At 69.3% G+C, this 25,984-nt stretch carries 29 protein-coding genes and 1 riboswitch; of the genes, 23 read left to right on the top strand and 6 right to left on the bottom strand.

What is annotated here, in order from left to right:
- Positions 1-35: 35 nt before the first annotated feature.
- The 9 genes from gatC (at position 36) to AC1DB1_RS08170 (ending at position 8,918) form a co-directional block, all read left to right on the top strand.
- Entirely contained in the window at positions 36-332 is a 297-nt protein-coding gene (gene gatC / locus AC1DB1_RS08210; RefSeq protein WP_271178424.1) for an Asp-tRNA(Asn)/Glu-tRNA(Gln) amidotransferase subunit GatC, read from the top strand.
- Between the two features lie 9 nt (positions 333-341).
- Positions 342-1,889, top strand: coding sequence for an Asp-tRNA(Asn)/Glu-tRNA(Gln) amidotransferase subunit GatA (gene gatA, locus AC1DB1_RS08205; RefSeq protein ID WP_477200390.1), 1,548 nt, complete (start codon positions 342-344; stop codon positions 1,887-1,889).
- Positions 1,889-3,394 (top strand): Asp-tRNA(Asn)/Glu-tRNA(Gln) amidotransferase subunit GatB, encoded by a 1,506-nt coding sequence (gatB, locus tag AC1DB1_RS08200; RefSeq protein WP_477200389.1) that lies wholly within the window; start codon positions 1,889-1,891, stop codon positions 3,392-3,394. The genes gatA and gatB overlap by 1 nt, the downstream gene beginning before the upstream one ends.
- 106 nt (positions 3,395-3,500) lie before the next feature.
- On the top strand, positions 3,501-4,055 hold the full coding sequence (locus AC1DB1_RS08195) for a YbaK/EbsC family protein (protein WP_477200388.1): 555 nt from the start codon (positions 3,501-3,503) through the stop codon (positions 4,053-4,055).
- A 4-nt stretch (positions 4,056-4,059) separates the two neighbouring features.
- Positions 4,060-5,025 (top strand): oxygenase MpaB family protein, encoded by a 966-nt coding sequence (locus AC1DB1_RS08190; protein WP_477200387.1) that lies wholly within the window; start codon positions 4,060-4,062, stop codon positions 5,023-5,025.
- Positions 5,026-5,107: 82 nt separating this feature from the next.
- Positions 5,108-6,835, top strand: a complete 1,728-nt coding sequence (locus AC1DB1_RS08185) for an APC family permease (RefSeq protein ID WP_477200386.1) — start codon at positions 5,108-5,110, stop codon at positions 6,833-6,835.
- Positions 6,836-6,897: 62 nt separating this feature from the next.
- Entirely contained in the window at positions 6,898-7,323 is a 426-nt protein-coding gene (locus AC1DB1_RS08180; protein ID WP_477200385.1) for a PaaI family thioesterase, read from the top strand.
- A gap of 99 nt (positions 7,324-7,422) precedes the next feature.
- Entirely contained in the window at positions 7,423-8,058 is a 636-nt protein-coding gene (locus AC1DB1_RS08175) for a SatD family protein (RefSeq protein WP_271178431.1), read from the top strand.
- Positions 8,055-8,918 (top strand): hypothetical protein, encoded by an 864-nt coding sequence (locus AC1DB1_RS08170; protein ID WP_477200384.1) that lies wholly within the window; start codon positions 8,055-8,057, stop codon positions 8,916-8,918. Before AC1DB1_RS08175 ends, AC1DB1_RS08170 begins: the two co-directional genes overlap by 4 nt.
- A gap of 93 nt (positions 8,919-9,011) precedes the next feature.
- Here the strand turns inward: AC1DB1_RS08170 and AC1DB1_RS08165 are convergent, their stop codons facing one another.
- Both AC1DB1_RS08165 and AC1DB1_RS08160 read right to left on the bottom strand, forming a co-directional pair.
- A complete protein-coding gene (locus AC1DB1_RS08165) occupies positions 9,012-10,706 on the bottom strand; it encodes a long-chain-fatty-acid--CoA ligase (RefSeq protein ID WP_477200383.1) in 1,695 nt (564 codons plus the stop codon).
- A gap of 9 nt (positions 10,707-10,715) precedes the next feature.
- Positions 10,716-11,381: an SDR family oxidoreductase gene (locus AC1DB1_RS08160; protein ID WP_477200382.1), complete on the bottom strand. Its 666-nt coding sequence runs from the start codon at positions 11,379-11,381 to the stop codon at positions 10,716-10,718.
- Positions 11,382-11,466: 85 nt separating this feature from the next.
- Here AC1DB1_RS08160 and AC1DB1_RS08155 point away from each other — a divergent pair, with 85 nt between their 5' ends.
- From AC1DB1_RS08155 to AC1DB1_RS08125, 7 genes are all read left to right on the top strand, one after another.
- Positions 11,467-11,772 (top strand): DUF6412 domain-containing protein, encoded by a 306-nt coding sequence (locus tag AC1DB1_RS08155; protein ID WP_477200381.1) that lies wholly within the window; start codon positions 11,467-11,469, stop codon positions 11,770-11,772.
- A 72-nt stretch (positions 11,773-11,844) separates the two neighbouring features.
- Entirely contained in the window at positions 11,845-12,621 is a 777-nt protein-coding gene (locus tag AC1DB1_RS08150) for a YidC/Oxa1 family membrane protein insertase (protein WP_477200380.1), read from the top strand.
- Positions 12,622-12,698: 77 nt separating this feature from the next.
- Complete coding sequence (locus tag AC1DB1_RS08145) at positions 12,699-12,992, top strand: hypothetical protein (protein ID WP_271178437.1); 294 nt, start codon at positions 12,699-12,701, stop codon at positions 12,990-12,992.
- Between the two features lie 2 nt (positions 12,993-12,994).
- Positions 12,995-13,531, top strand: a complete 537-nt coding sequence (locus AC1DB1_RS08140) for a DUF1697 domain-containing protein (RefSeq protein ID WP_477200379.1) — start codon at positions 12,995-12,997, stop codon at positions 13,529-13,531.
- 73 nt (positions 13,532-13,604) lie between these two features.
- On the top strand, positions 13,605-14,237 hold the full coding sequence (locus tag AC1DB1_RS08135) for a TetR/AcrR family transcriptional regulator (protein WP_271178439.1): 633 nt from the start codon (positions 13,605-13,607) through the stop codon (positions 14,235-14,237).
- Complete coding sequence (locus AC1DB1_RS08130; protein ID WP_271178440.1) at positions 14,234-15,931, top strand: MDR family MFS transporter; 1,698 nt, start codon at positions 14,234-14,236, stop codon at positions 15,929-15,931. Before AC1DB1_RS08135 ends, AC1DB1_RS08130 begins: the two co-directional genes overlap by 4 nt.
- Before the next feature lie 112 nt (positions 15,932-16,043).
- On the top strand, positions 16,044-16,748 hold the full coding sequence (locus AC1DB1_RS08125) for a hypothetical protein (RefSeq protein ID WP_271178441.1): 705 nt from the start codon (positions 16,044-16,046) through the stop codon (positions 16,746-16,748).
- A 30-nt stretch (positions 16,749-16,778) separates the two neighbouring features.
- Here the strand turns inward: AC1DB1_RS08125 and AC1DB1_RS08120 are convergent, their stop codons facing one another.
- Positions 16,779-17,783 carry an aldo/keto reductase family protein gene (locus AC1DB1_RS08120; protein WP_477200378.1) on the bottom strand — a complete coding sequence of 335 codons (1,005 nt, stop codon included), beginning with the start codon at positions 17,781-17,783 and terminating at the stop codon, positions 16,779-16,781.
- Between the two features lie 61 nt (positions 17,784-17,844).
- Between AC1DB1_RS08120 and dinB the strand changes: the two genes are divergently transcribed.
- Entirely contained in the window at positions 17,845-19,113 is a 1,269-nt protein-coding gene (gene dinB, locus AC1DB1_RS08115; protein ID WP_477200377.1) for a DNA polymerase IV, read from the top strand.
- Between the two features lie 5 nt (positions 19,114-19,118).
- On the opposite strand, the gene AC1DB1_RS08110 is transcribed toward dinB, so the two are convergent.
- A complete protein-coding gene (locus AC1DB1_RS08110; RefSeq protein ID WP_477200557.1) occupies positions 19,119-20,030 on the bottom strand; it encodes an endonuclease/exonuclease/phosphatase family protein in 912 nt (303 codons plus the stop codon).
- 111 nt (positions 20,031-20,141) lie between these two features.
- Between AC1DB1_RS08110 and AC1DB1_RS08105 the strand changes: the two genes are divergently transcribed.
- The 6 genes from AC1DB1_RS08105 (at position 20,142) to AC1DB1_RS08080 (ending at position 24,494) form a co-directional block, all read left to right on the top strand.
- On the top strand, positions 20,142-20,477 hold the full coding sequence (locus AC1DB1_RS08105; RefSeq protein WP_271178444.1) for a spore germination protein GerW family protein: 336 nt from the start codon (positions 20,142-20,144) through the stop codon (positions 20,475-20,477).
- Between the two features lie 25 nt (positions 20,478-20,502).
- A riboswitch (TPP riboswitch) is annotated at positions 20,503-20,603 on the top strand.
- Between the two features lie 34 nt (positions 20,604-20,637).
- Positions 20,638-21,264, top strand: coding sequence for an ECF transporter S component (locus AC1DB1_RS08100; RefSeq protein WP_477200376.1), 627 nt, complete (start codon positions 20,638-20,640; stop codon positions 21,262-21,264).
- A gap of 89 nt (positions 21,265-21,353) precedes the next feature.
- The gene (locus AC1DB1_RS08095; protein ID WP_477200375.1) at positions 21,354-22,850 is read left to right on the top strand and encodes an ABC transporter ATP-binding protein; all 1,497 of its coding nucleotides are present in this window, start codon (positions 21,354-21,356) and stop codon (positions 22,848-22,850) included.
- Positions 22,847-23,626 (top strand): energy-coupling factor transporter transmembrane component T family protein, encoded by a 780-nt coding sequence (locus AC1DB1_RS08090; RefSeq protein WP_477200374.1) that lies wholly within the window; start codon positions 22,847-22,849, stop codon positions 23,624-23,626. Before AC1DB1_RS08095 ends, AC1DB1_RS08090 begins: the two co-directional genes overlap by 4 nt.
- A complete protein-coding gene (locus tag AC1DB1_RS08085; protein WP_477200373.1) occupies positions 23,610-24,218 on the top strand; it encodes a nucleoside/nucleotide kinase family protein in 609 nt (202 codons plus the stop codon). Before AC1DB1_RS08090 ends, AC1DB1_RS08085 begins: the two co-directional genes overlap by 17 nt.
- Before the next feature lie 9 nt (positions 24,219-24,227).
- Entirely contained in the window at positions 24,228-24,494 is a 267-nt protein-coding gene (locus AC1DB1_RS08080) for a hypothetical protein (protein WP_271178448.1), read from the top strand.
- A 27-nt stretch (positions 24,495-24,521) separates the two neighbouring features.
- Here AC1DB1_RS08080 and AC1DB1_RS08075 read toward each other — a convergent pair whose 3' ends face one another.
- Both AC1DB1_RS08075 and AC1DB1_RS08070 read right to left on the bottom strand, forming a co-directional pair.
- Complete coding sequence (locus AC1DB1_RS08075; RefSeq protein ID WP_477200372.1) at positions 24,522-24,872, bottom strand: metallopeptidase family protein; 351 nt, start codon at positions 24,870-24,872, stop codon at positions 24,522-24,524.
- Positions 24,873-24,878: 6 nt separating this feature from the next.
- Complete coding sequence (locus AC1DB1_RS08070; protein ID WP_477200371.1) at positions 24,879-25,937, bottom strand: hypothetical protein; 1,059 nt, start codon at positions 25,935-25,937, stop codon at positions 24,879-24,881.
- Between the last annotated feature and the right edge of the window lie 47 nt (positions 25,938-25,984).

Genomic DNA, 25,984 nt, shown 5'->3' with positions numbered 1-25,984 from the left:
AACCATCCACCCTCAAACGCACAGCACGGAGACGCATGTCCGAAATTAGTGCAGAGCAGGTCGCGCACCTGGCGAGTCTCGCCCGGATCGACCTCAGCACCGAAGAGATCGAGAGTCTGACGAGCGAGCTCGGCCAGATCGTCGAGGCGGTCGCCAAGGTGACCGAGGTCGCCGGTCCCGACGTTCCCGCCACCAGCCACCCCCTGCCGCTCACCAACGTGTTCCGGCCGGACACGGTGGTGCCGTCGCTCACGGTGGAGCAGGCGCTCTCCGGCGCCCCCGACCGACTCGGCGACAAGTTCAAGGTCGCCCCCATCCTGGACGAAGAGTAGGGGCCCGACATGACTGACCTGACACGGCTCTCCGCCGCCGATCTCGCCGGCCTCCTCGCTTCGCGCGCGGTCTCCTCGGTCGACGCCACCCGCGCCCACCTCGACCGCATCGAGTCCGTCGACGAGGATGTCCACGCATTCCTCCACGTCGCGGGCGAGAAGGCACTGGCGACCGCGGCCGGGATCGATCAGCGCCGCGCCGCCGGCGAGCAGCTCGCACCCCTGGCCGGCGTGCCGATCGCGATCAAAGACGTGCTCGCCACGAACGACATGCCGTCGACCTCGGGCTCCAAGATCCTCGAGGGCTGGCTGCCGCCGTACGACGCCACCGTGGTGCGCAAGCTCCGCGAGGCGGGTCTCGTGCCGCTCGGCAAGACCAACATGGACGAGTTCGCCATGGGCTCGTCCACGGAGCACTCGGCGTACGGTCCCACGCGCAACCCGTGGGACCTCGAGCGCATCCCCGGCGGCTCGGGCGGAGGATCGGCCGCGGCCGTCGCCGCGTTCGAGGCGCCGCTCGCACTCGGTTCGGACACCGGCGGTTCGATCCGCCAGCCCGCCGCCGTGACGGGTTCCGTCGGCGTGAAGCCGACCTACGGCGGCGTCAGCCGCTACGGCGCGATCGCGCTGGCCAGCTCGCTCGACCAGGTCGGCCCCGTCTCGCGCTCCGTGCTCGACGCCGGACTGCTGCACGACGTCATCGGCGGTCACGACCCGTTCGACTCCACCTCGCTCACCGACAGCTGGCCGTCGATGGCCGATGCCGCCCGCGCGGGACTCGCCGACGGCGCCCTGAAGGGCGTTCGCGTCGGTGTGATCCGCGAGCTCTCGGGCGACGGCTTCCAGGCCGGCGTCACGCAGCGCTTCGAGGAGTCGCTCGCGCTGCTCGAGAGCGCCGGCGCCGAGATCGTCGAGGTCAGCGCCCCCAGCTTCGAGTACGCGGTCGCCGCGTACTACCTGATCCTGCCGGCCGAGGCGTCCAGCAACCTGGCGCGCTTCGACTCCGTGCGGTTCGGGCTGCGCGTCGACCCGAGCGACCCGCCCGTCACGGTCGAGCGCGTCATGTCCGCGACCAGGGACGCCGGTTTCGGACCCGAGGTGAAGCGCCGCATCATCCTGGGCACCTACGCCCTGAGCGCCGGCTACTACGACGCCTACTACGGCAGCGCGCAGAAGGTGCGCACCCTCATCCAGCGCGACTTCGCGTCGGCCTTCGAGAAGGTGGATGTGCTGGTCAGCCCGAGCGCGCCGACGACGGCCTTCAAATTCGGCGAGAAGCTCGCCGACCCGATGGCGATGTACCTGAACGACATCACCACGATCCCCGCCAACCTCGCCGGCGTCCCCGGCATGGGGCTGCCGATCGGTCTGGCACCGGAGGACGGCCTGCCCGTCGGGCTGCAGCTGATGGCGCCGGCGCGCGCCGACGCGCGGCTGTACACGATCGGCGCCGCGCTCGAGCAGCTGCTCGAGCAGAAGTGGGGTGGCAGCATGCTCAGTCAGGCACCCGACCTGAGCGCCACCGAGATGTTCGCGAGCGAAGAGGGAGCCGTCTGATGGCCAAAGCGGAACTGATGGACTACGACAAGGCGCTCGAGCTCTTCGAGCCGGTGCTCGGCTTCGAGGTGCACGTCGAACTCAACACGAAGACGAAGATGTTCTGCGGCTGCGCGAACGAGTTCGGCTCCGGAGCCAACACGAACACCTGCCCGACCTGCCTCGGCCTCCCCGGCGGTCTGCCGCAGGTGAACGAGAAGGCGATCGAGTCGAGCATCCGGCTGGGGCTCGCCCTCGAGTGCCAGATCGCCGAGTCGAGCCGCTTCGCCCGTAAGAACTACTTCTACCCGGACACCGCGAAGAACTTCCAGACATCGCAGTACGACGAGCCCATCGCGTTCGACGGGCGCGTCACGATCGAGCTCGAGTCCGGCCGCGAGATCACCGTGGAGATCGAGCGCGCGCACATGGAGGAGGACGCCGGCAAGCTCACGCACGTCGGCGGCGCGACCGGTCGCATCCAGGGCGCCGACTACTCGCTCGTGGACTACAACCGCGGTGGCGTCCCGCTCGTCGAGATCGTCACCAAGATGATCGAGGGCGCCGAGTCCGACGCGCCCGAGATCGGCCGCACCTACGTGCGCGCGATCCGCGACATCGTGAAGGGCCTCGGAGTCTCCAACGCCCGGATGGAAGAGGGCAACGTGCGCTGCGACGCGAACGTGTCGCTGCGTCCGCGCGGGTCGTCGACGCTGGGGACGCGCACCGAGACGAAGAACGTCAACTCCCTGCGCTCGGTCGAGCGCGCCGTGCGCTACGAGATCCAGCGCCAGGCGGCCATCCTGGCGGCCGGCGGCGTCATCATCCAGGAGACCCGCCACTGGCACGAGGACACCGGCACGACCAGTGCCGGTCGCCCCAAGAGCGACGCGGACGACTACCGCTACTTCCCGGAGCCCGACCTCGTCCCCGTCGCACCCGCCCGCGAGTGGGTCGAGGAGCTCCGCGGTACGCTGCCCGAGCAGCCGGCGCTGCGGCGCAAGCGGCTCACGGCCGACTGGGGCTTCACCGCCCTCGAGTTCCAGGATGTCGCGAACGCCGACCTGCTCGACGAGGTCGAGGCCACGATCGCCGCCGGGGCCACCCCGGCAGCAGCACGCAAGTGGTGGACCGGCGAGATCGCCCGTCTTGCGAACGCCCAGGGCGTCCCGGCCGGCTCGCTGGTCTCACCGGCCCACGTCGCCGAGGTCGCGAAGCTCGTCGACGCCGGCGCGCTGACCGACCGGCTCGCGCGCCAGGTGCTCGAGGGCGTCATCGCGGGCGAGGGCTCGCCGCAGGAGGTCGTGGACGCTCGCGGTCTCGCGGTCGTCTCCGACGACGGCGCGCTGATCGCCGCCATCGACGAGGCTCTGCAGGCGCAGCCGGATGTGCTGGCCAAGATCCGCGACGGCAAGGTGCAGGCAGCCGGCGCGGTCATCGGCGCGGTCATGAAGGCCATGCGCGGCCAGGCCGACGCCGCTCGCGTGCGCGAGCTCGTGCTCGAGCGCGCCGGCAGCGCCGAGTAGGTTCGCGAAGACGTTCGGGAGAGCCGGACGCCGGCCGGCCCGCAGGCTCCTGTGAAGGTGTCGGGATCGGCTGGCGTTCGCGCCGCCCGTCATGCAGATTAGGAGCATGGGCGTCTTCACACTCGGCGGTCTCACCACCGTCCCCGCATCATCCGACACCGCACTGCTCGCACCGACCACGGCGGGCGCGCTCACCAGCGCCGACCTCCTCGATGCGGTCGGCGTCGTCGAGATCGATCCCACCGTCTCCGACACGGCCGCGACGCGCGAGCAGTTCGGGCTCGACGCCTCGACTCTCGCGAACTGCGTCGTCGTCGCCGGAAAGCGGGAGGGCGTCGAGAAGATCGCCGCCTGTGTGGTGCTGTCGACCACGCGCGCCGATGTGAACAATACCGTCAAGCGGTTGCTCGACGTGCGCAAGGCATCGTTCCTGTCGATGGACAGAGCGGTGGAGCTGACCGGCATGGAGTACGGCGGGATCACCCCCATCGGCCTTCCCGCCGAGTGGCCGGTGTTCGTCGACAGCCGCGTGGCGGAGACCGACGTGGTGATCATCGGATCCGGCGTCCGCCGGTCGAAGATCCTGCTGCCGGGCGCGGTGCTCGCCGCGCTTCCCGGTGTGCAGGTCGTCGAGGGGCTCGGGCTCGAGATCGCCGGATGACCGGATGACGGCATCAGGCGAGTCCCCGGCTTCCGGGCGCACAGCGGATCCGGCGCGGGGTGTGCTGGGCCCGGTGCGATCGCGGCTGATCGAGACCCTCGCCGGCCGGGCGGACGAGATCCCGGCCTGGATCATCGCCCTCGGCGACGGGGACCACGAAGGCTTCTTCGGCCCCGGCAGTGCATCCTGGACGGTGCACGGCGGAATGCCGACGCTCGTCGCGGGCGCGCGCGCCCTGCTGCTCCAGGCGCTCCACCCCGGCGCGCTGGCCGGCGTCCGCGACTTCTCGCGCTATCGCGAGGACCCGCTGGGACGGCTCGCGGGCACCATCCGGTGGATCCACACCGTCACCTTCGGGTCGCGCGAGCAGGCGATCGCAGGTTCGCAGATGGTCAGGTCGATGCACACGCGGGTGGCCGGTACCTACCGCGACGGGCACGGCGCCCTGAGGCCGTACGCGGCGAACGACCCCGAGCTGGCCTCCTGGGTGCACCTCGCCTTCACCGACTCCTTCCTCGCGGCGCACCTGCGCTGGGGCGCGCCGATCCCGGGCGGAGGAGACGCCTACGTCGCCGAGTGGGCGACGGCGGGCGAGCTCATGGGCGTCGAGGATCCGCCGCGCAGCATGGCGCAGCTTCGGGCGCAGCTCGAGGCCTTCACCGACGCCGGTGAGCTGCGCGGAGGTCCCGATGTCGACGAGATCGTGCGCTTCATCCGCAGGCCGCCGCTGAGCCGGATGCTCCGCCCGTCGTATCCCGTGCTGTTCCGGGCCGCCGTGTCGACGCTCACGCCGGCCCACCGCGAGCTCCTCGGCTTCCACAGCGCACCCGTCGGGCGCATGCTGCCGCTCGACTTCGCGACCGGGGCGGTGCTGAAGGGCGCCGGCGCTCTGCTCGGGAACACGACGCAGGCCGAGCTCGCCGCCCGCCGCCGCCTGAGCCGGCTCGCAGGAGATCCCGCCCGGGATTGAGCACGTTCCGGCCTTTCGGCGTTACCCTGAGTCCAGCCGGCCCGCTCATCGACGAGCGGACCCGAGTCGGTGGGAGTGCAGGATGAGCACCACGAGTACGCCAACGCCGGAGGGCGTGGAATCCAAGGGCCTGAAAGACGGAGCATTAGGACTCGTCTCGAGCGTCGTCGTCGGGGTGGCCTCGACGGCCCCCGCCTACAGTCTGGCCGCGAGCCTCGGCTTCATCGTCGTCGGCGGCACCCTCGCCGCCGGCGTCAAAGCGCCCGGTATCGTGCTGCTGGCCTTCGTCCCGATGTATCTGATCGCCGTCGCCTACCAGGAACTGAACAAGGCCGAGCCGGACTGCGGCACCACCTTCACCTGGGCGACCAGGGCGTTCGGGCCCATCACCGGATGGATGGGCGGCTGGGGCATCATCGTCGCCGATGTGATCGTGATGGCGAACCTCGCTGCGGTCGCGGGCTCGTACTCCTTCACCTTCGTCGGCAGTTTCGGACTGCCCGGGGTGGCGGCGCTCGCGGACAACACGTTCGCGACGACGATCGCAGGTCTGCTCTGGATCGCGGTGATGACCTGGATCTGCTACCGCGGCATCGAGATCTCGGCCCGTCTCCAGTACGTGCTGCTCTCGTTCGAGGTGCTGATCCTGATCTTCTTCGCGGTGTTCGCGCTCGTGAAGGTCTACACCGGCAATGCGGAGCCGTATTCGCTCATCCCGCAGTGGGACTGGTTCAACCCGTTCACGCTCGACTTCGCCCAGACCATCGCGCCCGCGATGCTCACCGCCATCTTCATCTACTGGGGCTGGGACACGGCGGTCTCGATCAATGAGGAGACGAAGGACCCGGGCAAGACACCGGGGCGCGCCGCGATCATCAGCACCCTGCTCCTGCTCGGCACCTACGCCATCGTGACCGTCGCGACCGTCGCCTTCGCCGGCGTCGGCGACAAGGGCATCGGACTCGCCAACCCGGCGAACTCGGCCGACGTGTTCTCGGCGATCGGGCCGACACTGTTCGGCGGCGGCGTGGTCGGCTCGATCCTGATGGCACTGCTCGGTTTCTCGATCCTCACCTCTGCGTCGGCGTCGACGCAGACGACGATCCTCCCCACCGCTCGCACCGCCCTCTCGATGGCCGCGTACAAGGCCATCCCGGAGAAGTTCGCCCGCATCCACCCCCGGTTCCTCACGCCGACGTGGGCGACGATCGGAATGGGGATCGTCTCCGCGGTCTTCTACCTGATCTTCACCTTCATCAGCCCGGTGCTGCTGAACGCGCTGATCGGCTCGATCGGTCTCATGATCGCGTTCTACTACGGGCTCACCGGGTTCGCGTGCGTCTGGTTCTACCGCAAGACGCTGTTCGGCTCGTTCCGCAGCATCGTGATGCGCGGGGTGTTCCCCTTCGTCGGCGGCCTGATGCTGCTCGCGGTCTTCATCTACGGGCTGATCAGCTTCTCCGCCCCGGACTGGCTGGTCGACGACGACGGCAAGAACGTCACGATCTTCGGCATCGGAGCCGAGGCCGTGGTGGGCGTGGGCGGCCTGCTGATCGGCGCCGTGCTCATGGCGATCTGGTGGTGGCGTCGTCCCGACTACTTCCGCGGCGAGACGCTGCCGATGCGCTCGCACGCGCTGGTGCTGACGCCGGCGGGGCTTCCCACCTTCGGGCTGCCCGATTCGAGCCCCGGGCGCACGGTCATCTCGCCCGACCGTTCGAACCTGCCCCCTGGGCAGACGCCGGTGAGTGCTGAGACACTGGAGCCGGTGACCGAGAAGACGGACGACGAGGAGAAGGACGGCAGATGACGGAGCGGACGCGAGTGGTCGAATGGCAGGATCCTGCACCCGGCGTCGCGAGGATGCCCAGCATGTCCGGCCTCGAATACCTCCAGTCGATGCTCGCCGGCGAGCTCCCGCCGCCACCGATCACCAGCCTGATGAGCATGTCCCTGACCGCGGTCGGGCCGGGGACCGCGACGTTCACGTGCCTGCCGGACGAGTCGCACTACAACCCGATCGGCACGGTGCACGGGGGACTGGTGTGCACGCTTCTCGACTCGGCCCTCGGCTGCGCGGTGCAGACCACCCTCCCGCAGGGCCAGGGCTACACCTCGATCGAGATCAAGGTGAACTACCTACGGCCGGTGCTCGCCGGCACCGGTCCGCTGACCTGCGTCGCCACGGTGACGAAGCCGGGCAACCGGGTCGCCTTCGCCGACGGCGTCGTCACCGATGCGACGGGCAAGGCGGTCGCGACGGCGACGGGCTCGCTGCTGGTGTTCCCGATCGGCTGAGGCTCGCTGCGGCCGCGCCAGTGGGGCCGGGCAGTCCAGCACAAACGGATGTGGTATTTTTCCTTATATCCGGTGAATATAAGCGATATAATGACACTTGTGTCCAAAATCGCGCTCATCGTCGACATCGTCGGCTCTCGCCATCTGACAGATCGAGCTCAGGTTCAGGACTTGATCAGAGCGGAGTTCGAACACGCGCATCGACGTTTTCCCGCCGAGCTGCCCCTCTGGGCGACAGTCGGCGACGAGTTTCAGGCCCTCTACGCGGAGCTGGGTACTGCCCTGGCCGCGACCGCGCTCGTAAGACTGACGTTGCCGACGGACATCGATTGCCGATTCGGGATCGGCGAGGGAGAAGCGAGAGAGGTGGAATCCAGTAGTGACGGCTGGTCGATACAGGACGGCTCGGCCTGGTGGCGGGCGCGTGACGCGATCTCGACCGGTAGCCGGCTTGAAGCGCATGGGCAGCCGTACCTCCGCACCTGGTTCATCTCCGGAGACGCGACCATGACTGCGGCGATCAACGCGTTGCTCCTTCAGCGCGACCACATCATCTCTCGCATGAAGGCTCGAGAGCGTCGGCTGGCTGCCGGTCTGCTCGAGGGACGGACGCAGAAGGAGCTGGCGGCAGTCGAGCGCATCACGCAGCCGGCTGTATCCCAGACGCTCCGCCGATCGGGAGGCACGGCGCTCGTGACGGGCCTCGAACAGTTCTCCAGCGTGATTCCAGCATGATCTCGACCCTTCTCGTGTTCACCATCGCGGTCGTGGACGTAGTCATGGGGGTGTTGGGGATGCCCGAGCCGCATGATGATCGCCGCGATATCACGATTCCGCCGCGGGTGATTATCGCCGGAGTCGTCGCGGCACTCGTTCTGCCTGCTCTCGGCCTGATTGTTCTGGGCTTGTCTCCCTTCGCTGTCGGGACGATCGCCCTCTTTGCGTGGGTTTGGATCTGGCTCGAGTGCGAGTTCGTCCGGCGTTCGCGCAACGGGTGGTTCCTCGCTGCGGCGATCGCATTCGTTGTGCTCGTGAGCTTTGGCCTCTTTGTCGACGCCGGAGCGCGTGACGAAGCGACGCTTGTGAAAGCGTTCAACACATACGCGCACACCGTCGGTCTGCATCTCACCTTCGAGCTGCTCTTCGGAGCGGTGGCTGTGGTGCTTGTGCTCACCCGCACTTCGAATCTGATCTGCCGCGCCGCCTTCGGACGGACCGTCAGCGCGGAGCGGCCCTCATTGCCGCAACAACGACGATGGACCCTCTCGCTGCGCTCCAGGGAACTGGCATCGGTGGCCGAGGAAACAACGAGCGCGCTACGGGAAGAATCCGACGACCACGCGGCCACCACGTTGAAAGGCGGCCGGGTCATCGGGCCGTTCGAACGAATTCTCATCACGGCTCTGGGCCTCTTTGGGGCTGAGGCCGTCATCGTCGGGCTCCTGGCGGCGAAGGGGATCGTCCGCTTCCCCGAGATCAGTGCCGACGGCCGAAAAGGATCGAAGGCCGAGGAGTTTCTCGTCGGGAGTCTCGTGAGTTGGACGATCGCGGGCCTGTGCACGGCGTATCTGTTCGTTCTTCGAAATGGCTTATAGACCACCACAATTAGCAATTTCGAGACGCGCAGATGGCGCGAAAGCGAACCTCGACATCGGTCCCGCTCGCCGGAGACGCGGTGGGAGATCGGGTCAGCGCCCGAACGCCGCGAGGAGTTGGTCGCGCACCTTGCGCCGGATGACCTTGCCGACGATCGAACGTGGCAGCTCCTCGACCTGCACGACGTGCTTCGGCACCTTGTAGGGCGTGAGGGAGTCGCGTGCGAACGCGCGGATGGCGGCCTCGTCGAACGATGCCCCCGGCTCCATCACGACCGCCGCGACGACGTCCTCGCCGCCGCGCGGGCTCGGCAGGCCGACGACCGCGACGTCGGAGACGCCCTCGAACGCGCGCAGGGAGTCTTCGACCTCGCTCGGAGAGACGTTGAATCCGCCGGTGACGATGAGCTCTTTGATGCGGTCGACGATGCGCACGAATCCGTCCGCGTCCATGGTGACGATGTCGCCCGTGCGGAACCACCCGTCGTCGGTGAAGACCTTGGCCGTCTCGTCGGTCTTGCGCCAGTAGCCGGAGAACACCTGCGGTCCGCGGGCGAGCAGCTCGCCCTCCTCGCCGAAGGCACGATCGCTCGACGGATCCTCGGGATCGACCACCCGGAGCTCCGTGCTCGGCAGGGCGAGTCCCACGGTCGCTTCGCGGCGGGTCGATCCGACCGGATTGGCCATCAGCACCGGCGAGCACTCGGAGAGGCCGTAGCCCTCGACGAGATAGCCGCCGGTCTTGCTCTCCCAGAGCTTCACGATGCTCTGCGGGAGGCTCATCGCGCCCGAGATCGCGATCTCGATGCCGGAGAGCGAGACCTTGCGCTTCTCGGCCGCGTCGACCAGGCGCTCGTAGATCGGCGGGACGGCCGGCAGGAAGGTCGCCGGGTGCTTCTTGATGACGTCGAGCACCATGTCGGGGTCGAACTTCGGGAAGAGCACGAGGCGGGAGCCCATGCTCATCGCGAAGGTGAGGCAGAGGGTCAGACCGTACGCGTGGAAGAGCGGGAGCACGGCGTAGACGACGGAGGTGCCGCGCTCGATCGCCGGGACCCAGGCACGCGCCTGCGCGGCGTTGATCGCGAGGTTGAGATGGCTGAGCATCGCGCCCTTCGGCTGCCCGGTCGTGCCGCTCGTGTACTGGATGAGCGCCAGATCGTCGCGCTCCGGTCGCGGGTACGAGGCCTTCAGCTTCTTGGAGGCCAGGAGGGTCTCCCAGGTGACCGTTCCCGAGACCTTCGTGGTCAACTGCTCGCGCGCGGTGCGCGCGGCGCGCACCGGGAGCCGGAGGGCGATGCGCTTCGAGGCCGGCATCCCGCGCGTGATGTCGATGGAGACGACCGTCGTGACGCCCAGGTCGGCCGGCAGGTCCTGCACGGTCTTCGCGACCTTGTCCCACACGATCGCGACCTGCGCGCCGTGATCCTCGAACTGGTGCCGCAACTCTCGCGGCGTGTAGAGCGGGTTGTGCTCGATCACCACGGCGCCGAGGCGCAGGACAGCGTAGAACGCGACGACGTGCTGCGGGCAGTTCGGCAGCACCAGGGCGACGCGATCGCCTTTGCGCACGCCCTTCTTGCGCAGTCCCTCCGCGACGCGTGCGATCTGGTCGCCGAGCTCCGCGTACGTGGTGGTCGCGCCGAAGAACTCCAGCGCGACGTGCTTGCCGTAGGTGGCGACCGAGTCGTCGATGAGGTGGGCCAGGGATCCGGCAGGAAGGTCTACTTCGGCGGGCACCCCCGGCGCGTAACTCGACACCCAGGGACGGTCTGTGTAAATGCTCACGGTGGAACTCTACGCGGGCGAGGTCAGCGCACGGATCGCCTCGACGACCGGTGTCTCGCCGCTGATGACCTCCCACTGGTGGCCGATCGTCGCCGGCTCGTCGATGCACTCGGCGATGAGCAGAGCGACGTCCTGGCGGGGGATCCGGCCCTGCGCGACGCTGTCGCCGAGGGTGATCAGCCCGGTGCCCTCGTCGGACGTCAGACCGCCCGGCCGCAGGATCGTCCAGTCGAGTCCGGACTGCCGGAGCACCGCGTCCGCGTCCCGCTTGGCCTCCACGTAGGCTCGCCAGACCGGTTCTGTGTCCTCGGGGAGAGGGGCGTCGACACCCCAGGCGGACACCTGCACGAAACGGCGGACCCCGGCGAGCACGGCCGCCTGGATCGACTTCACCGAGCCGCCGTAATCGACCGTCCGTTTGCGCTCGATGCTGGAGCCCGGGCCGGCGCCGGCCGAGAAGACGACAGCATCGCAGCCGGCGAAAGCGGCGGCGAGCTGCTCGGCCGTCGCCGCCTCGATGTCGACGATCGCCCCCTCGCCGCCCAGGCGGTAGACGTCGTCCGCGTGCTCGTCGTTCCGCACGACGCCGACGAAGTCGTCCCCTCTGTCGTAGAGCACCCGCATGAGCTGCTGGGCGACTTTTCCGTGGGCACCGACGATTGCAACGCGAGTCATGCTTCCATCATGGCCCTTGCGACACGGATGCGCCCACGGCGAACACCTCACGACGAATCGCCCGTTCTTTGTTAGCGTCGTCACCATGATCACCTTCCTCGAGCTGCTCGGACGCCTCGTCGCGTCGACGCTCGAGACGGCGCTCAGTGCGTCCAGCCCCGCGAGCCTCGTCGCTCTGGCGGGTATGGCCGGCGCCGTCGGACTCGTCGCGATCCTCGCGACCGCCGGCCTGCGCTCGCTCGTGGCCCTCGTCACCTCGTTGCAGGTGAGCGAGCGCCTGGCGCGGCCGGTCGAACCGGCCGATCGCGCACGACTGCTCACACAGTCCGATCCCGACGCCGACGGCCGCCCGCGCCCGCGAGCGCCCGGATACGCCCTGCAGACCGCGTAGCGGGAGCGTCTGCTCCCTGCCGCACGCGGTCAGACGGAATCCATCTCTCCGTTCGACAGCAGGGACACACCCATGGACATCTTCTCTTTCGGGCCGATCGCGGCCATTCTCGACGCGGCCTACGGCCTCGTCACCGGACTCTCGACCGCGGTGCAGCCGCTGGCCGGCACGGCGAGCGGCCTCATCGCCGTCATCGTCCTCACGATCCTCGTCCGCACGATCCTGCTCCCCGTCGGGGTGAGCCAGGTGCGGGCGGAGTACACGCGCCGGCGGCTCGCGCCTCAGCTCGCCGAGCTGCAGCGGAAGCACGGCAAGGATCGCGAGACCCTCGCACGCAAGACGATGGAGCTGTACCAGACCGAGAAGGCCTCGCCCTTCGCCGGCATGCTGCCGCTCCTCCTGCAGATCCCGGTGATCTCGCTCGTCTACGCCGTCTTCACGCATCCGATGATCGCCGGGCACGCGAACACGCTGCTCAGCGAGCATGCGTTCGGTGCTCCGCTCGGCACCAGTTTCGTGGGGCTCACCGGCGCCGGAGCAGGGGTCTGGCCCGCGATGCTCGTCTACCTCGTGACCCTGGCGCTCATCGCCGGAGTCACGACCGTGTCACGCCGGGTGCTCGCACTGCCGCAGGCGCCGGGGGCGCCGGAGCCGACGGGCATCGTGCGCGCCCTCTCCTTCCTCCCGTACATCACGGTGGTGTTCGCGGCGTTCGTCCCGCTCGCCGCCGCGGTGTACATCCTGACGTCGACGGCGTGGACGGTCGCCGAGCGCTTCATCCTGCGTCGTCTCCTCGACCCGGGACGCAACGCGCCGACGGGGACGATCGAACCGTCGCCGTCGCACTGAACGGCGACGCTTCGCGCCGTCGAGGGCGCTCGGCCAGGGAATCCGGATCGACGCCCTCGTGATGCGATGCTTGAGCGATGAAGAAGCGTAGCGACGCCGCGGCGTCCGATCCCGGGTTCGGCATCGGCGTCCAGGTGCATGTGATCGAGCCGGCGGTGGCCGGAGGCGATGACTGGGTCGGCGAGCCCACCGGGGTGATCGTGGCGCCGGGCGCCGCGAGCCTGCGTTCGGTCAATCTGCCCGCCGGCTCGACCACGAACTGGATGGTCGCCTTCGACGAGCCGCAGTTCCGCCGCGACGGCCGCGGCCCGTTCGAGCGGGCGTCGATCGAGCAGGCTCTGCTCGTGGCGGCCGACCCGATCGAGGGCTGAGGATGCACGGCGTCGGGCTGGTGCGCGGGATCAACGTCGGCCCGACCACTCGCGTCGCGAAGCAGCAGCTCGTCGACGCTTTCGAGGAGGCCGGCCTCGTCGACGTCAGAACGTTCCTCGCGAGCGGGAACATCGTGTTCGATGCGGATCGCGCGCCAGGGGAGAGCGAGCGCCGTGCGGTCGAGGCGGGCATCGAGGCGCGCTCCGGTGTGGCCGCACGGGTCCTGTTGATCACCGAACAGGAGTTCCGGCGGATCGCCGACGCCAACCCGCTGCTCGACGCCGGCGACGACTTCTCCAAACTCGTCGTGACCTTCGTGGGAGCCGATCTCCCCGACGGCGTGAAGGTCCCTCCCGCCGACGAGCTGGCGCCGGAGTTGGTGCGTCTCGGCACGCGTGCCGTCTACCAGTGGTGTCCGCTGGGGGTGTCGAAGTCGAAGCTGCCCGCATCCTTCTGGAAAAGCGTCGGCGAGGTGGCGACGGGCCGCAACTGGCGCACGGTTCTCAAGCTGCTCGAGGAGCTGGACACCCGAAACTGAGAACTCTCCGCAAATAGTTCATTTATGCATTCTTGCAGTTGTGAAAAGTTACGCGCAGCGCAACAATTGAAAGGTGATCAACGAAACCCTCGGCCTGCGTGAGCGCAAGCGGCTCGAAACCCGCGCTCAGCTCGAGCGCGCCGCCGTGCTGCTCGCGCAGGAGGTCGGGCTCGAGAACACCACCGTCGACGCGATCTGCGCCTCGGTGCCGGTCTCTCCCCGCACCTTCTTCAACTACTTCGAGAGCAAAGAGGACGCCGTGCTCGGCGTCCGCGACATCCCGATCGACGATGAACTGGTGGCCGCGCACCTGGCCAGCACCGCGGGGGAGTCGCTGACCGCTCAGGTCATCGGCCTGCTCCTGCACGCGCTCGGTCCCGGTATCGCCGACACCGAGCTGCACGAGGCCCGGCTGGCGATCGTGCGGCAGCACCCGAGCCTGCTCACGCGCCAGATCGCGCAGATGACGCGGATGGGGGAGCAGCTCACCGCCGCGACCGCCACCCTGCTCTCGCACGACCCCTCGTTCGCCGCCGTGCCGGCCGACGAGCGCAACACCCTCGCCGAACTGATCCTCCCGCTCTGCGGCGGCGCCGTGCGCGTCGCCGTGAAGGAATGGGTCGCCGCCGGCGGCGACCGTTCCCCCCACGAACTCTCGAGACGAGCCGTCGAGCTCGCCGGAAAGGCAATCGAAACACTCAGATGAGCTCACCCACCCAGGCGGTGACGGCGGAGAAGACCTCCGCCGGTTCCCCGCAGAAGCGCACCATCGTCCTGCTCTTCGCAGGACTCATGGTCACGATGCTCCTGGCATCGCTCGACCAGACCATCTTCAGCACAGCGCTCCCGACCATCGTCGGCGAGCTGAACGGCGTCGACCACATGCTGTGGGTAACCACGGCCTACATCCTGGCGTCCACCATCATGCTGCCGGTCTACGGAAAGCTCGGCGACCTCATCGGCCGCAAGGGCCTCTTCATCGGCGCGATCGCACTCTTCATCGCCGGCTCGGTCGTCGGCGGGCTCGCCGGTGACATGACCTGGCTCATCGCGGGACGTGCCATCCAGGGCCTCGGCGGCGGCGGTCTGATGATCCTGTCGCAGGCGATCATCGCCGATGTCGTCCCCGCTCGCGAGCGCGGCAAGTACATGGGCGTCATGGGCGGCGTGTTCGCGCTGTCGTCCGTCGCCGGTCCTCTCCTCGGCGGCTGGTTCACCGAGAGCATCGGGTGGCGCTGGGCGTTCTGGATGAACATCCCGCTCGGCATCCTGGCCATCGCCTCCGCCGTCGTCTTCCTCCGCCTGCCGAAGAACGCGCAGCGTGCGCCGCGACTCGACTTCGCCGGCATGGGGCTCCTCGCGATCGCCTCCACCTGCCTCGTGCTGGTCACGACCTGGGGCGGAAACACCTACGCGTGGGATTCGGCCGTCATCCTGTCGCTGATCGCGGGCACCGTGGTCGCCGCTGTGGCGTTCGTGTTCGTCGAACGCCGAGCCGCTGAGCCGATCATGCCCCTGAAGTTGTTCAAGGACCGCAACTTCAACCTGACCACGATCGCCGGTCTCATCATCGGCATCGCGATGTTCGGAGCGCTGGCCTACCTGCCGACCTACCTGCAGATGGTCACCGGAGCCAATGCGACCGAGGCCGGGCTGCTGATGATCCCGATGATGGCGGCACTGCTGCTGACGTCGATCGTCTCGGGCCAGCTGGTCAGCAGGACCGGTCGCTACAAGTGGCTGCCGATCGTCGGCACCGTGATCGTCGCCGTCGCCCTGGTGCTGCTGTCGACCATGACCCCGACCCTGCCGGTGTGGATCATCTGCTCGTTCCTGGCCGTGATGGGCATCGGACTCGGCATGAGCATGCAGATCCTCATCCTGATCGTGCAGAACTCGTTCCCGGTGTCGCAGGTGGGAACCGCGACCGCGTCGAACAACTACTTCCGTCAGATCGGAGCCTCGCTCGGCTCCGCGATCGTCGGCAGCCTGTTCGTCGCCCGCCTCACCGAGCTGCTGACAGACCGGATGCCCGCAGGCGCATCCTCTTCCAGCGGATCGAGCAACTCGTTCACCCCGGCGATCGTCAAGGCGCTGCCGGCACCGGTGCGCGATGTCATCGTCGGCGCGTACAACGATGCGCTCACCCCGGTGTTCCTCTACATGGTCCCGCTGCTCGTGATCGCCGCCCTGCTGCTGTGCTTCGTGGTGGAGAAGCCGCTGGCGACGACCATCGATCGGGACGTGCTCCCGACGACGTTGGAGACCGACGGATCGACGCATCCGGTGCTCGCCGTCACCGGCGAAGCCGACCGTACCCCGGCATCCGGAGAGGCGGCGTCCGACACGGCGTCCGACCTCGACGGAGACGAGCGCGAGCAGGAGCTCATCTCCCGCTGACGCCTCGTGAACCGAGCGACCCGCCTCCGAACGGCTTCCGGAGGCGGGTCGCTCGCGTTTTGTCGGGCGCCGGACCCTGGCGGCTGTCACCGGCGGCTCCTACAATGACCCCATGTTCGTCGAAGGGACCCTTCGATGGCAGGTCACCGAGGACTGTCCGTGGGACCTGCTGATGGCGCTCGCCCTGCGAGACCTCGGACGCCTGTCTCCGATCGGCGATCCGTGCATTCCCGAGCTGTCTCCGGCCGTGGCGCCGGCCATGCGCGCGGCTACCGGCACCGTCCCCGTTCAGCGCGAGGGCGGCCGCCCCGCACGCGACCAAGCGGTCGGCCGGATGGACACCGGGCCAGTGCGTCCCGCCTCCGAGCCGGATCGCGTGACCGGCCCGGATGCGCTCCGTGAGCAGTGGCTGGCGTGGTTCGAGCTGACGGTCGATCGGGAGCGGCGGCCGATCGCCAGTCTGCTGCGGCCCCCGCACTTCGAGGCGTTCGATCGCGCGCTCGAGCTGCAGGATCTGGTGATGGCCAACTACCAGGCCGCGCTGGCCTGGACCCGCGAACGTCACGCCGAGTACGCGGCGACGAGTGTGGAGCAGCACGCCGCGCGCGCCGCCGACATCGTCGACGTGGTGCAGGAGCGCGAGCACGTGCTGCGGCGCCAGGCGGGGTACTTCCGGCTCGATCTCTACGTGCTGCCGCTGGCGGAAGCCGGCGCGTGGATCGTCGGACCGCACACCGTCATCGTCTCCACGTCGCTGCGGGACGACTCCGCCGCCTTCCGCGCCTGGTTCACGCCGATGGTCGCCGCCCTCGTCTGAGCCTGCCCGGCCCAGACGAGGTGCGGGCGATCAGACCGGCCGACGCTCGGGCGAGACCGTCAGGGACGGGTCGGTCTGCGCGACATCGCCGACGGCCTCGTCGATGCGTCCGAGCACGTCCGACGACAGCCGGACGCCGGCTGCGGCGGCGTTCGACGCGACCTGCTCCGGGCGGGAGGCGCCCACGATCGCGCCGGCAACGTTCGGGTTCTGCAGCACCCACGCGACGGCGAGCTGCGCCATGGTGAGGCCGAGTTCGTCGGCGATCGGCTGGAGCTGCTGCACGGCCGTGAGCACGTCGTCGCGCATGAAGCTCTTGATGGCGTTCGCGCCGCCCTTCTCGTCGGCGGCGCGGCTCCCCGCCGGCGCCTCGGCGCCCGGCTTGTACTTGCCGGTCAGCACGCCCTGGGCCACCGGAGACCAGACGATCTGCGAGATGCCGAGCTCGCCCGAGGTGGGTACGACCTCCTTCTCGATGACACGCCACAGCATCGAGTACTGCGGCTGGTTCGAGATGAGCTGGAAGCCGAGCTGCTTCGCGAGCGCGTGGCCGTTGCGCAGCTGCTCGGCGTCCCACTCGCTGACGCCGATGTACAGCGCCTTGCCGGCGCGCACGACGTCGGCGAACGCCTGCATGGTCTCTTCGAGCGGTGTCTCGTGGTCGTAGCGGTGCGCCTGGTACAGGTCGACGTAGTCGGTGCCGAGTCGCTGGAGGGAACCGTCGATGGACTCCAGGATGTGCTTGCGCGAGAGCCCGACGTCGTTCGGGCCCTTGGGACCGGTCGGCCAGTAGACCTTGGTGAAGATCTCGAGCGAGGCGCGGCGCTCGCCCTTCAGGGCGTCTCCGAGCACCTTCTCCGCCGCGGTGTTCGCGTAGGCGTCCGCCGTGTCGAAGGTGGTGATACCGGCGTCGAGAGCAGCCTGAACGCACTGCGTCGCGATGTCGTTCTCCACCTGTGATGCGTGGGTCAGCCAGTTGCCGTAGATGATCTCCGAGATCTTGAATCCGCTGTTGCCGAGGTATCTGAATTCCATGGTCCCAAACTACGCCAGCGACGCCGGGCCGGATGTCGGCGGAGCGTGGCAAGCTGGGGGAGTGGGACGAGCGGACGGCAGCGACAGACGCGTGTCTGCGGCGACCGTCGACGACACGACGGCCACCATCCTGCATGTCGACATGGACGCCTTCTTCGCGGCGGTCGAACTGCTCGATCATCCGGAGGCGCGGGGCAAGCCGGCGATCGTCGGGCATCCCGGTCCACGTTCGGTCGTGACCAGTGCGACCTACGAGGCGCGCCGTTTCGGTGTGCGCTCGGCGATGCCGGTGGCCCAGGCGCTGAGGCTGTGCCCGCAGGCGATCATCCTTCCGCCGCACATGCACAAGTACCAGGAGTACTCGGCGAAGGTGATGCGCATCTTCTCCGAGGTGACGCCGATCGTGGAGCCGCTCAGCATCGACGAGGCGTTCCTCGACGTCGCGGGGGCACGTCGACTCCTCGGGTCCCCGCGTCACATCGCGGAGCTCATCCGGGCGCGCGTCTTCGAGGAGACGGGGCTGACCTGCTCGGTCGGCGCCGCCTCGACGAAGTTCATGGCGAAACTCGCGTCGGGGCGGGCGAAGCCCGACGGGCTGCTGGTGATCCCGGCCGCCGAGACACTCGACTACCTGCGGCCGCTCCCGGTCGGGGCGCTGTGGGGCGTCGGGGCGAGCACGCAGGAATCGCTCGCCCGGCTCGGACTGCGCACCGTCGCCGACCTGGCCGACACGCCGCTGCACGTGCTGCAGAAGACCGTCGGCGACGCCTCCGGCCGCAAGCTGCACGAACTGGCCAACGGCCGGGACGCCCGCAGCGTGACGCCCGAGTCGCGCGAGAAGAGCGTCGGGCACGAGATGACCTTCGAGGTGGACGTCTCCGACCAGGATCGACTGCGGCGCGAGCTCCTGCGCCTGTCGAACCAGGTCGGCGCACGCCTGCGCACGCACGGACTGGTCGGCCGCACCGTCGCTCTCAAGCTCCGCTTCTCGGACTTCCGCACCGTAAGCCGGTCACGCACGCTGGGCGAGGCGACGAACGTCGGGCGCCGCATCTTCGAAGAGGTGTGGCAGGTGTACGAGGCGCTCGGGCTCGACCGCACGCCCATCCGCTTGATCGGGGTCCGCGTCGAGCAGCTCACGGAGAGCGGCGGCGACCGGCTCGCGCTGTGGGACCCCGACGAGGAGTGGCGGGAGACCGAACGCACCCTGGACGCGGTGAGCGCGCGATTCGGCCGGGGCGCGATCGGCCCGGCATCGCTGGTCAAGCCGGGCAGGGACGCCGACGCGGCCGCGGAAGACGGGCGCAGTCCGCGCTGGCTCAGCGACTAGGCCGGCTAGCGCACGCCGATCTGGATGCCGCGGTGGTCGCTCCCGTTCGCGGAGAGCACCGAGCTCGAGACGGTCGTCAGACCGCGCACCAGGGCGTGGTCGAGCCGCGCGACGGGGAACGACGACGGCCAGGTGAACCCGAGGCCGAGATCGCTGTCCGACGCCTCGGTCATCGTCGAGAGCAGGGGACGGAACTGGCGGTCGGTCGACGCGGTGTTGAAGTCGCCAACGACGAGCACACGGCTCGACCTGTCGGCGGTCAGCGTGTCGGCGAGCTGAGCGAGCATCGTGTCCCGCTGCTCGTACTGACCCGGGCGCACCGAAGCCAGGTGCACCGCGTAGACGCGGGTGGGCGCACCCGGAGTCGCCAGATCGACGCGGAGCGCGCGCGCCCAGCCCAGGCCGAGGTCGAGACGCGCCTGATCGGTGATCGGGTAGCGGCTCCACAGCCCGACGGTGCCGACGATGTCGCTGTGCGGATAGGTCTTGTCCAGTTCCCGGGAGACCGCCTGGCGTGAGGTGGCGTCGAGTTCCTGCAGGGCGATGACGTCGGGCCTGCGTGACGCCAGGTCGTGCGCGATCGAAGCTGCCGCAACGTTGTCGGCGTGGATGTTCTCGCTGACGACGGTGATCCCCGCGGCACCCACCGGCATCGCGGGAAGCAGCGCCGTGCCGAAGTTGGCCGCCCAGACGGCGGCCGCAACGGCCACGCAGAGCGCCCCGAACAGTGACAGCCGCAGCAGCGCCGCGAGGCCGAGCAGCAGGATGGCCACGCCGACCCACGGGAGGAACGTCTCGATGAGCGAGGCGGAGCCTGCCAGGTTGGGGAGCAGGCCGTGCCAGAGGAGCAGCGCCGCGGCGGCGAGTGCGAGGATCCCGACGACGACGCCACGGGGGCCTCGGCTGGAACGGATCATCGACACTCGCACGATTATTCAGGGTCAACTCCTGAGAAGCCGCCGCAAACGCTGGACGCAGGCCGGGAGATGGCCTGGTCAGCCTGGGAGGCGGAGGGTAGCGTTGCCCGCATGACGAACATCTCCCTGAAGCTCGCGGAAACCATCAGCTCGAACGGCATCAAGGCGGTCTACGGCGAACCCGTCGAGATCGACGGAACGACGATCGTTCCCGTCGCCGCCGTGCAGTACGGTTTCGGCGCCGGCTCGGGCGGCGAGGCCGGCGAGGAGGACGCGCCCGGCGGCGCCGGTGGCGGCGGGGTGAGCATCCCGTTCGGCGCCTATGTCAGCGACGAGCGCGGCGTGCACTTCCGTCCGAACCTGATCACGCTCCTGATCGTGGGGATCCCGTTCGTGTGGGTGGCCGGCCACGCCTGGTCGCGGGTCATCAAAGCACTCAAGAAGTAGGCGAACGCACTAGACTCGGTGCGAACACGGGAGTCCGGTGAGCCGGGCTGAGAGGAAGCTTCTCAAGCTTCGACCGTTGAACCTGATCTGGATCATGCCAGCGCAGGGAGACATTCTCATCATCCCGTGCCCTCTTTCCACGAATGAAAGGGCACGAAAAGTGCATTCGACAATCGCATCCACACCGTCCACGGCGCGAACCGGGCGGGTCCTCCGCTGGCGCGTCGTCGACATCGTCGTCGCCAGCGTGATCGCTGTCGCAAGCGGTGTCATCTTCTGGGCCTGGGGTCAGGCGTACAGCCCCATCGCTGCGCCGATCGAGGCCGTGCTGCCTGGCTTTCAGGGCATCCTGAACGGGCCGTGGCTCTTCGCCGGCGTGCTCGGCGCCCTGGTGATCCGCAAGCCGGGAGCGGCGATCTTCACCGAGCTGGTCGCTGCGGTCGTCTCCGCGCTGATCGGTACACAGTGGGGCTTCATGACACTCGTGTCCGGCCTGGTGCAGGGCCTGGGCGTCGAGATCGTCGTTGCGGCCTTCCTCTACGCCAACTGGCGGCTCTACGTGGCTCTCCTGGCCGGAGCAGGCGCCGGCCTCGCCGAATCGGTGCTCGACCTCCTCTACTCCTACCCGGGCGCCAAGGCGTCCTTCGCGATCGCCTACACGGTGTCGACCACCATCTCGGGCATCGTCGTCGCCGGTCTGCTGTCGTGGCTGCTGGTGAGGGCGCTCGCGCGCACCGGAGCGCTGAGCAGGTTCGCGGCCGGCCGCGAGGTGACGGGGCGGGTGTAATCATCAGCGGACGCGGAGACGCTCCGATTCCGGCGGGCGCGCGGTTCGACGGCTGGGGCTGGCGGTATTCGGGGCGCGCCGCCTGGGCGGTGCGCGATCTGACGCTGCGCATCGAGCCGGGCGAGCGCGTGCTACTGCTGGGCGCATCCGGCGCGGGCAAGAGCACCGTCCTGGCGGCGCTTGCCGGTGTGCTCGGCGGCGACGACGACGGTGACACGCTCGGCACCGTCGGCGTGGCGGGGGAGTCTCCGCTCGGCTCTTGCGGAGTGAGCGGATTGCTGCTGCAGGATCCGGACTCCCAGGTCATCCTGGCGCGCGTGGGCGACGACGTGGCCTTCGGCTGCGAGAACCTCGGCGTGCCGCGCGAGGCGATCTGGGCACGCGTGCGCGCTGCGCTCGACGCCGTCGGGCTGCGGGTCCCGCTCGACCATCCGACGGCGGCGCTCTCCGGCGGGCAGAAGCAGCGGCTGGCCCTCGCCGGCCTGCTCGCGATGCGTCCGGGGATGCTGCTGCTCGACGAGCCGACCGCCAACCTCGATCCCGACGGGGTCGTCGATGTGCGCGACGCGGTCGGTGCGGCACTCGAGGCGACCGGCGCCACGCTCGTGGTCGTCGAGCACCGGGTCAGTGTGTGGCGGGACCTCGTGGACCGGGTCGTCGTGCTCGCGGCCGACGGTGGCGTGCTCGCCGACGGCGCTCCGGATGCCGTGCTGGCCGACCGTTCGAACGAACTCCGGCAGGCCGGCGTCTGGCTGCCGGACGAGCCGATCGACCCGGCGCGACCGGTGCAGGCCGGCACGGAACTGCTGGTGGCCGACAGGCTCGAGATCGGCCGGGGTGGGGCATCACGCCGTCGGCACCGGCGTACGGCGCAGGCCGTGCAGCCGCTGCCGTTGCGGATCGATACCCACATCGCCGCCGGCTCAGCGCTGGCGCTCACGGGACCGAACGGGGCGGGCAAGTCCACGCTGGCACTCACGCTCGGCGGTCTCCTCCCACCCCTCGGCGGGTCGCTGCGGGCCGAGCCGTCGTTCGCGCTCGATGCGCCCGCCGAGCCGTGGACCTGGCGATCGCGCCAGCTGCTCACGCGGATCGGCAGTGTGTTCCAGAACCCGGAGCACCAGTTCGTGGCCTCGACGGTGCGCGAGGAGCTCGCCGTCGGGCCGCGTGCGGTGCGGGAGCCAGAGGACGAGATCGTACGGCGGGTCGACGAACTGCTCGAACGGCTCGGCCTGGCCGGCCTCGCCGAAGCGAATCCGTTCACGCTCTCCGGCGGCCAGAAGCGACGGCTCTCGGTCGCGACCGCCCTCGCCACCAGACCCAGGATGCTCGTGCTCGATGAGCCGACGTTCGGACAGGACGCGCTGACCTGGGCCGGCCTGGTCGCCATGATCGGCGAGCTGCGAGCGGAGGGGCACGCGATCGTCGCAGCGACGCACGACGCGGAGTTCGTCACCGCGATCGGCGCGGACGTTCTGCGCCTCGGGGACTCCCGAAGCGGCGAAAGCGTCGCGAGGGTCGGGATCTCCGGGACCGACGGGCGCGGGGCGCACGACGGCTCCGCCACGGGGGAGGAGGTCGCATGAGCATCCTCGCCCCTGTGCGCCAGGGCGCGCTCGCCCGCGTGAACCCCGTCGCGAAGCTGGGCGCGGCACTCATCGTGAGCGCCGTCCTCCTGATCTCGATCGACTGGGTGTCCGCAGCGGTGGCGCTCGTGCTCGAGATCGCGCTGTTGACGGTAGCCGGCATTCCGCTGCGCACGCTGGTCGTCCGCACGGCGCCCGTCTGGATCGCCGCGCCCCTGGCCGGGCTGACCACCGTGCTCTACGGCCAGGCGAGCGGCACCGTCTACGTGCAGTGGTGGGCCGTCGAGATCAGCGACGGCTCGATCGCGCTCGGCCTCGCGACGATGCTGCGCATCCTGGCCATCGGACTGCCTGCCGTTCTGCTGTTCATCACGATCGACCCCACCGACCTCGCCGACGGGCTCGCCCAGGTGCTGCGTCTTCCTGCCCGCTTCGTGCTCGGTGGATTGGCCGGGTTGCGCCTCGTCGGCCTGTTCGTCGACGACTGGCGTGCGCTGACCCTCGCCCGGCGCGCCAGGGGGATCGCCGAGACCGGAGCCATCAGGCGCATGCTCGGCCAGGCGTTCGCGCTGTTCGTGCTCTCGATCCGGCGCGGCACCAAGCTCGCGACCGCCATGGAGGCGCGGGGCTTCGGCGCGCCGGTGAGACGCACGTGGGCGCGGCCGTCGGTCTTCCGTGGGCGCGACTGGGTGACGCTGGCCGTCGCGGTGCTCGTGGCATCCACCGCCGCTGCGGTCGCGATCGCGGTGGGGAGCTGGAATGTCCTCGGCAGCTGACGCGCACGCGCGCCTGACCGCCGCGCTCGGTCGCCTCGCCGCCGATCCGGGGCGTCCGGCGCCAGTTGTGCTGATCGACGGCCCGAGCGGCGCCGGCAAGAGCTCGCTGGCCGACCGGATCGTCGCGGAGTGGCCCGGCGACGTCGCGCCCGTGCTCGTGCGCATGGACGACCTGTATCCCGGCTGGGGCGGCCTCGCCGCGGCGGCCGCGGCGCTCGGTGCCGAGCTGCTCGGTCCGCTCCGACGAACCGGCCGCGGACGCTGGCGACGCTGGGACTGGGCGGCCGATCGCCCGGCCGAGTGGCACGAGGTGGATGGCGTCCGTCCGCTCATCGTCGAGGGCTGCGGCACTCTCACGGCCGGCAACGCCACCGACGCCGACCTGTGCATCTGGCTGGACGCCGACGACACGCTGCGTAAGGAGCGCGCGCTGGCGCGTGACGGCCTCGCGTTCGAGACGCACTGGGACCAGTGGCAGCACGACTTCGAGGCATATCTCGAGCGTGAACAGCCCCGGCACAATGCCGACCTGGTGCTCGATGTGACCGAATGGCCCCTGCCGGTGCAAGCCGTACCGCGTGCCGAGGACTAGATTTGAGGAATGAGCGATCAGAACCAGTCCGAGCACGAGTACATCGTCGAGTACGTCGACGGACCCCTGGAAGGAACGACTGACCGCCGGGTGCTGGTCGACGGAAAGGTCGATGACCGCATCGGCGTCGTCGCGGCCGTCAGTGGTCTCGAATCGCTGTTCTGGTACGTCGCCGGCGACGAACGCACGGTGAACGGCGAGAAGTACGTCTCCTACCGTTTCGACGCTCCGGACAGCGACCCCGTCGAGGCCGACGAAGAGGACGAGTCGCTCTGAGCGACGGGCCGTCTGAGCTGTCGGCGGCTACGCCCAGCCGAGTTCGTGCAGGCGGTCGTCGTCGATCCCGTAGTAGTGCGCGATCTCGTGCACGAGCGTGACGTGGATCTCGTCCCGTAACTGCTGCTCGTCGTCGCAGATCGACAGCAGCGGCTCCCGGTACAGGATGATGCGGTCCGGCATCTCGCCGAAACCGTAGTCGCCGCGTTCGGTGAGCGCGACGCCGTCGTAGAGTCCGAGCAGGTCGAGCGAGCCGTCTTCCGGGCGGTCCTCGACCACGAACACCACGTTGTCGAGCCCGTCGACCATCTCGTCCGGCAGTTCGTCGAGCTCGTCGGTGACGAGGGCTTCGAACGCGTCGGCGTCCAGGTCGAGCATCTCAGGTCACCAGGCGTCGGCGACGGCCGCGTGCAGGTCGAGCAGAGCTGGGGTGCGTTCGCTCGGGCCGCGTCCGAAACCGCACTCGGTGGCGACGCCGAACCGCGGCACCGCGGTGGCCGCCGCGTCCGCGCGGCGACGGGCGCCGTCGACGCCGTCTTCGTGGTGGAGCAGCCCGAGGTAGAGCTCGGTGCTTTCCGGCAGTTCGACGGCGGCGAGCGGTGCGAAGAAGGCCGCGTCGTCGCGCTCGATCGGCACGGGCAGGTGGAACCAGGTGATCGGACGCGGGGCGGCGGCCAGCACGCCGGAGATGACGTCGGCGAGATGCCCGGCATCGGTGGGCTGCACGAAGTGCGCCTCCTCGACATCGCCGTAGCAGAGGTGGTAACCGACCTGCACGTCCGCGGGGACGACCGAGGCCTGCCGTGCGGCACGCTCGATCACCCCGCCGAGCACATCGTCGAACCACGGCACGATGGCGTGAGTCGACCGGATGTTGGTCGACTCCAGCAGCGCGAACTCGACGGCCGTGTCCCACTGGATGGCGAGGTCGGCGTGGGGGATGCCCGCCACGATCCGCTCGAGCTCGCCGAACAGCGCGCGCTCGTAGGCCCGCTCGAAATCTGCGCGGAAGTCGGCGACGACGAACGCTCCGGCGATGGCCGCCGGAGTGGGGAGGGAGACCTGGAACCGCGTTCCGGGTGCGATCGCGCCCTCGTCGCGCAGGCGGGCGAACGTCGCGTACGACGCGAGCGCCGCCTCGGCGTAGCCGAGGTCGGGGAAGACGAGGTCGTCGGCCGACACGCCCTCGTCGATCACGAAGGGGCGGCCGTCGAAGGTGTCGCGGATGTAGAACGGCTCGACGGGGATTCGCGAGAGACCCGCCATCGTGTCGAACCGCTTGGTCTGGAACTGGATCCAGTAGAAGCGTTCGCCCACCTCGCCATCCGGGATGCGGTGCAGACGGTCGCCGAGGTGGGTGCTGACGGTGCGCAGGACGGTCTCGGCATCGGGCAGGTTGATGCTGCCGACGAGATGTGCGCCCTGGATGACGGGGATGCTCACCTGCGTGAGTTTACCGGTGCGCCGGCCCCGGGATCGTCACGGGACCG

The sequence above is a fragment of the Leifsonia sp. 10N434 genome (genome assembly GCF_056394405.1).
Note: the sequence above shows the minus strand (reverse complement) of the source record. Positions and strands in the feature narration are given on the sequence as shown.

Bases quoted from the DNA above. Each gene is read 5' to 3' on its own strand.
- gatC (WP_271178424.1), top strand. From the start codon at position 36: ATGTCCGAAATTAGTGCAGAGCAGGTCGCGCACCTGGCGAGTCTCGCC.
- gatA (WP_477200390.1), top strand. From the start codon at position 342: ATGACTGACCTGACACGGCTCTCCGCCGCCGATCTCGCCGGCCTCCTC.
- gatB (WP_477200389.1), top strand. From the start codon at position 1,889: ATGGCCAAAGCGGAACTGATGGACTACGACAAGGCGCTCGAGCTCTTC.
- AC1DB1_RS08195 (WP_477200388.1), top strand. From the start codon at position 3,501: ATGGGCGTCTTCACACTCGGCGGTCTCACCACCGTCCCCGCATCATCC.
- AC1DB1_RS08190 (WP_477200387.1), top strand. From the start codon at position 4,060: ATGACGGCATCAGGCGAGTCCCCGGCTTCCGGGCGCACAGCGGATCCG.
- AC1DB1_RS08185 (WP_477200386.1), top strand. From the start codon at position 5,108: ATGAGCACCACGAGTACGCCAACGCCGGAGGGCGTGGAATCCAAGGGC.
- AC1DB1_RS08180 (WP_477200385.1), top strand. From the start codon at position 6,898: ATGTCCGGCCTCGAATACCTCCAGTCGATGCTCGCCGGCGAGCTCCCG.
- AC1DB1_RS08170 (WP_477200384.1), top strand. From the start codon at position 8,055: ATGATCTCGACCCTTCTCGTGTTCACCATCGCGGTCGTGGACGTAGTC.
- AC1DB1_RS08160 (WP_477200382.1), bottom strand. From the start codon at position 11,381: ATGACTCGCGTTGCAATCGTCGGTGCCCACGGAAAAGTCGCCCAGCAG.
- AC1DB1_RS08155 (WP_477200381.1), top strand. From the start codon at position 11,467: ATGATCACCTTCCTCGAGCTGCTCGGACGCCTCGTCGCGTCGACGCTC.
- AC1DB1_RS08150 (WP_477200380.1), top strand. From the start codon at position 11,845: ATGGACATCTTCTCTTTCGGGCCGATCGCGGCCATTCTCGACGCGGCC.
- AC1DB1_RS08145 (WP_271178437.1), top strand. From the start codon at position 12,699: ATGAAGAAGCGTAGCGACGCCGCGGCGTCCGATCCCGGGTTCGGCATC.
- AC1DB1_RS08140 (WP_477200379.1), top strand. From the start codon at position 12,995: ATGCACGGCGTCGGGCTGGTGCGCGGGATCAACGTCGGCCCGACCACT.
- AC1DB1_RS08130 (WP_271178440.1), top strand. From the start codon at position 14,234: ATGAGCTCACCCACCCAGGCGGTGACGGCGGAGAAGACCTCCGCCGGT.
- AC1DB1_RS08125 (WP_271178441.1), top strand. From the start codon at position 16,044: ATGTTCGTCGAAGGGACCCTTCGATGGCAGGTCACCGAGGACTGTCCG.
- AC1DB1_RS08120 (WP_477200378.1), bottom strand. From the start codon at position 17,783: ATGGAATTCAGATACCTCGGCAACAGCGGATTCAAGATCTCGGAGATC.
- AC1DB1_RS08110 (WP_477200557.1), bottom strand. From the start codon at position 20,030: ATGATCCGTTCCAGCCGAGGCCCCCGTGGCGTCGTCGTCGGGATCCTC.
- AC1DB1_RS08105 (WP_271178444.1), top strand. From the start codon at position 20,142: ATGACGAACATCTCCCTGAAGCTCGCGGAAACCATCAGCTCGAACGGC.
- AC1DB1_RS08090 (WP_477200374.1), top strand. From the start codon at position 22,847: ATGAGCATCCTCGCCCCTGTGCGCCAGGGCGCGCTCGCCCGCGTGAAC.
- AC1DB1_RS08085 (WP_477200373.1), top strand. From the start codon at position 23,610: ATGTCCTCGGCAGCTGACGCGCACGCGCGCCTGACCGCCGCGCTCGGT.
- AC1DB1_RS08080 (WP_271178448.1), top strand. From the start codon at position 24,228: ATGAGCGATCAGAACCAGTCCGAGCACGAGTACATCGTCGAGTACGTC.
- AC1DB1_RS08075 (WP_477200372.1), bottom strand. From the start codon at position 24,872: ATGCTCGACCTGGACGCCGACGCGTTCGAAGCCCTCGTCACCGACGAG.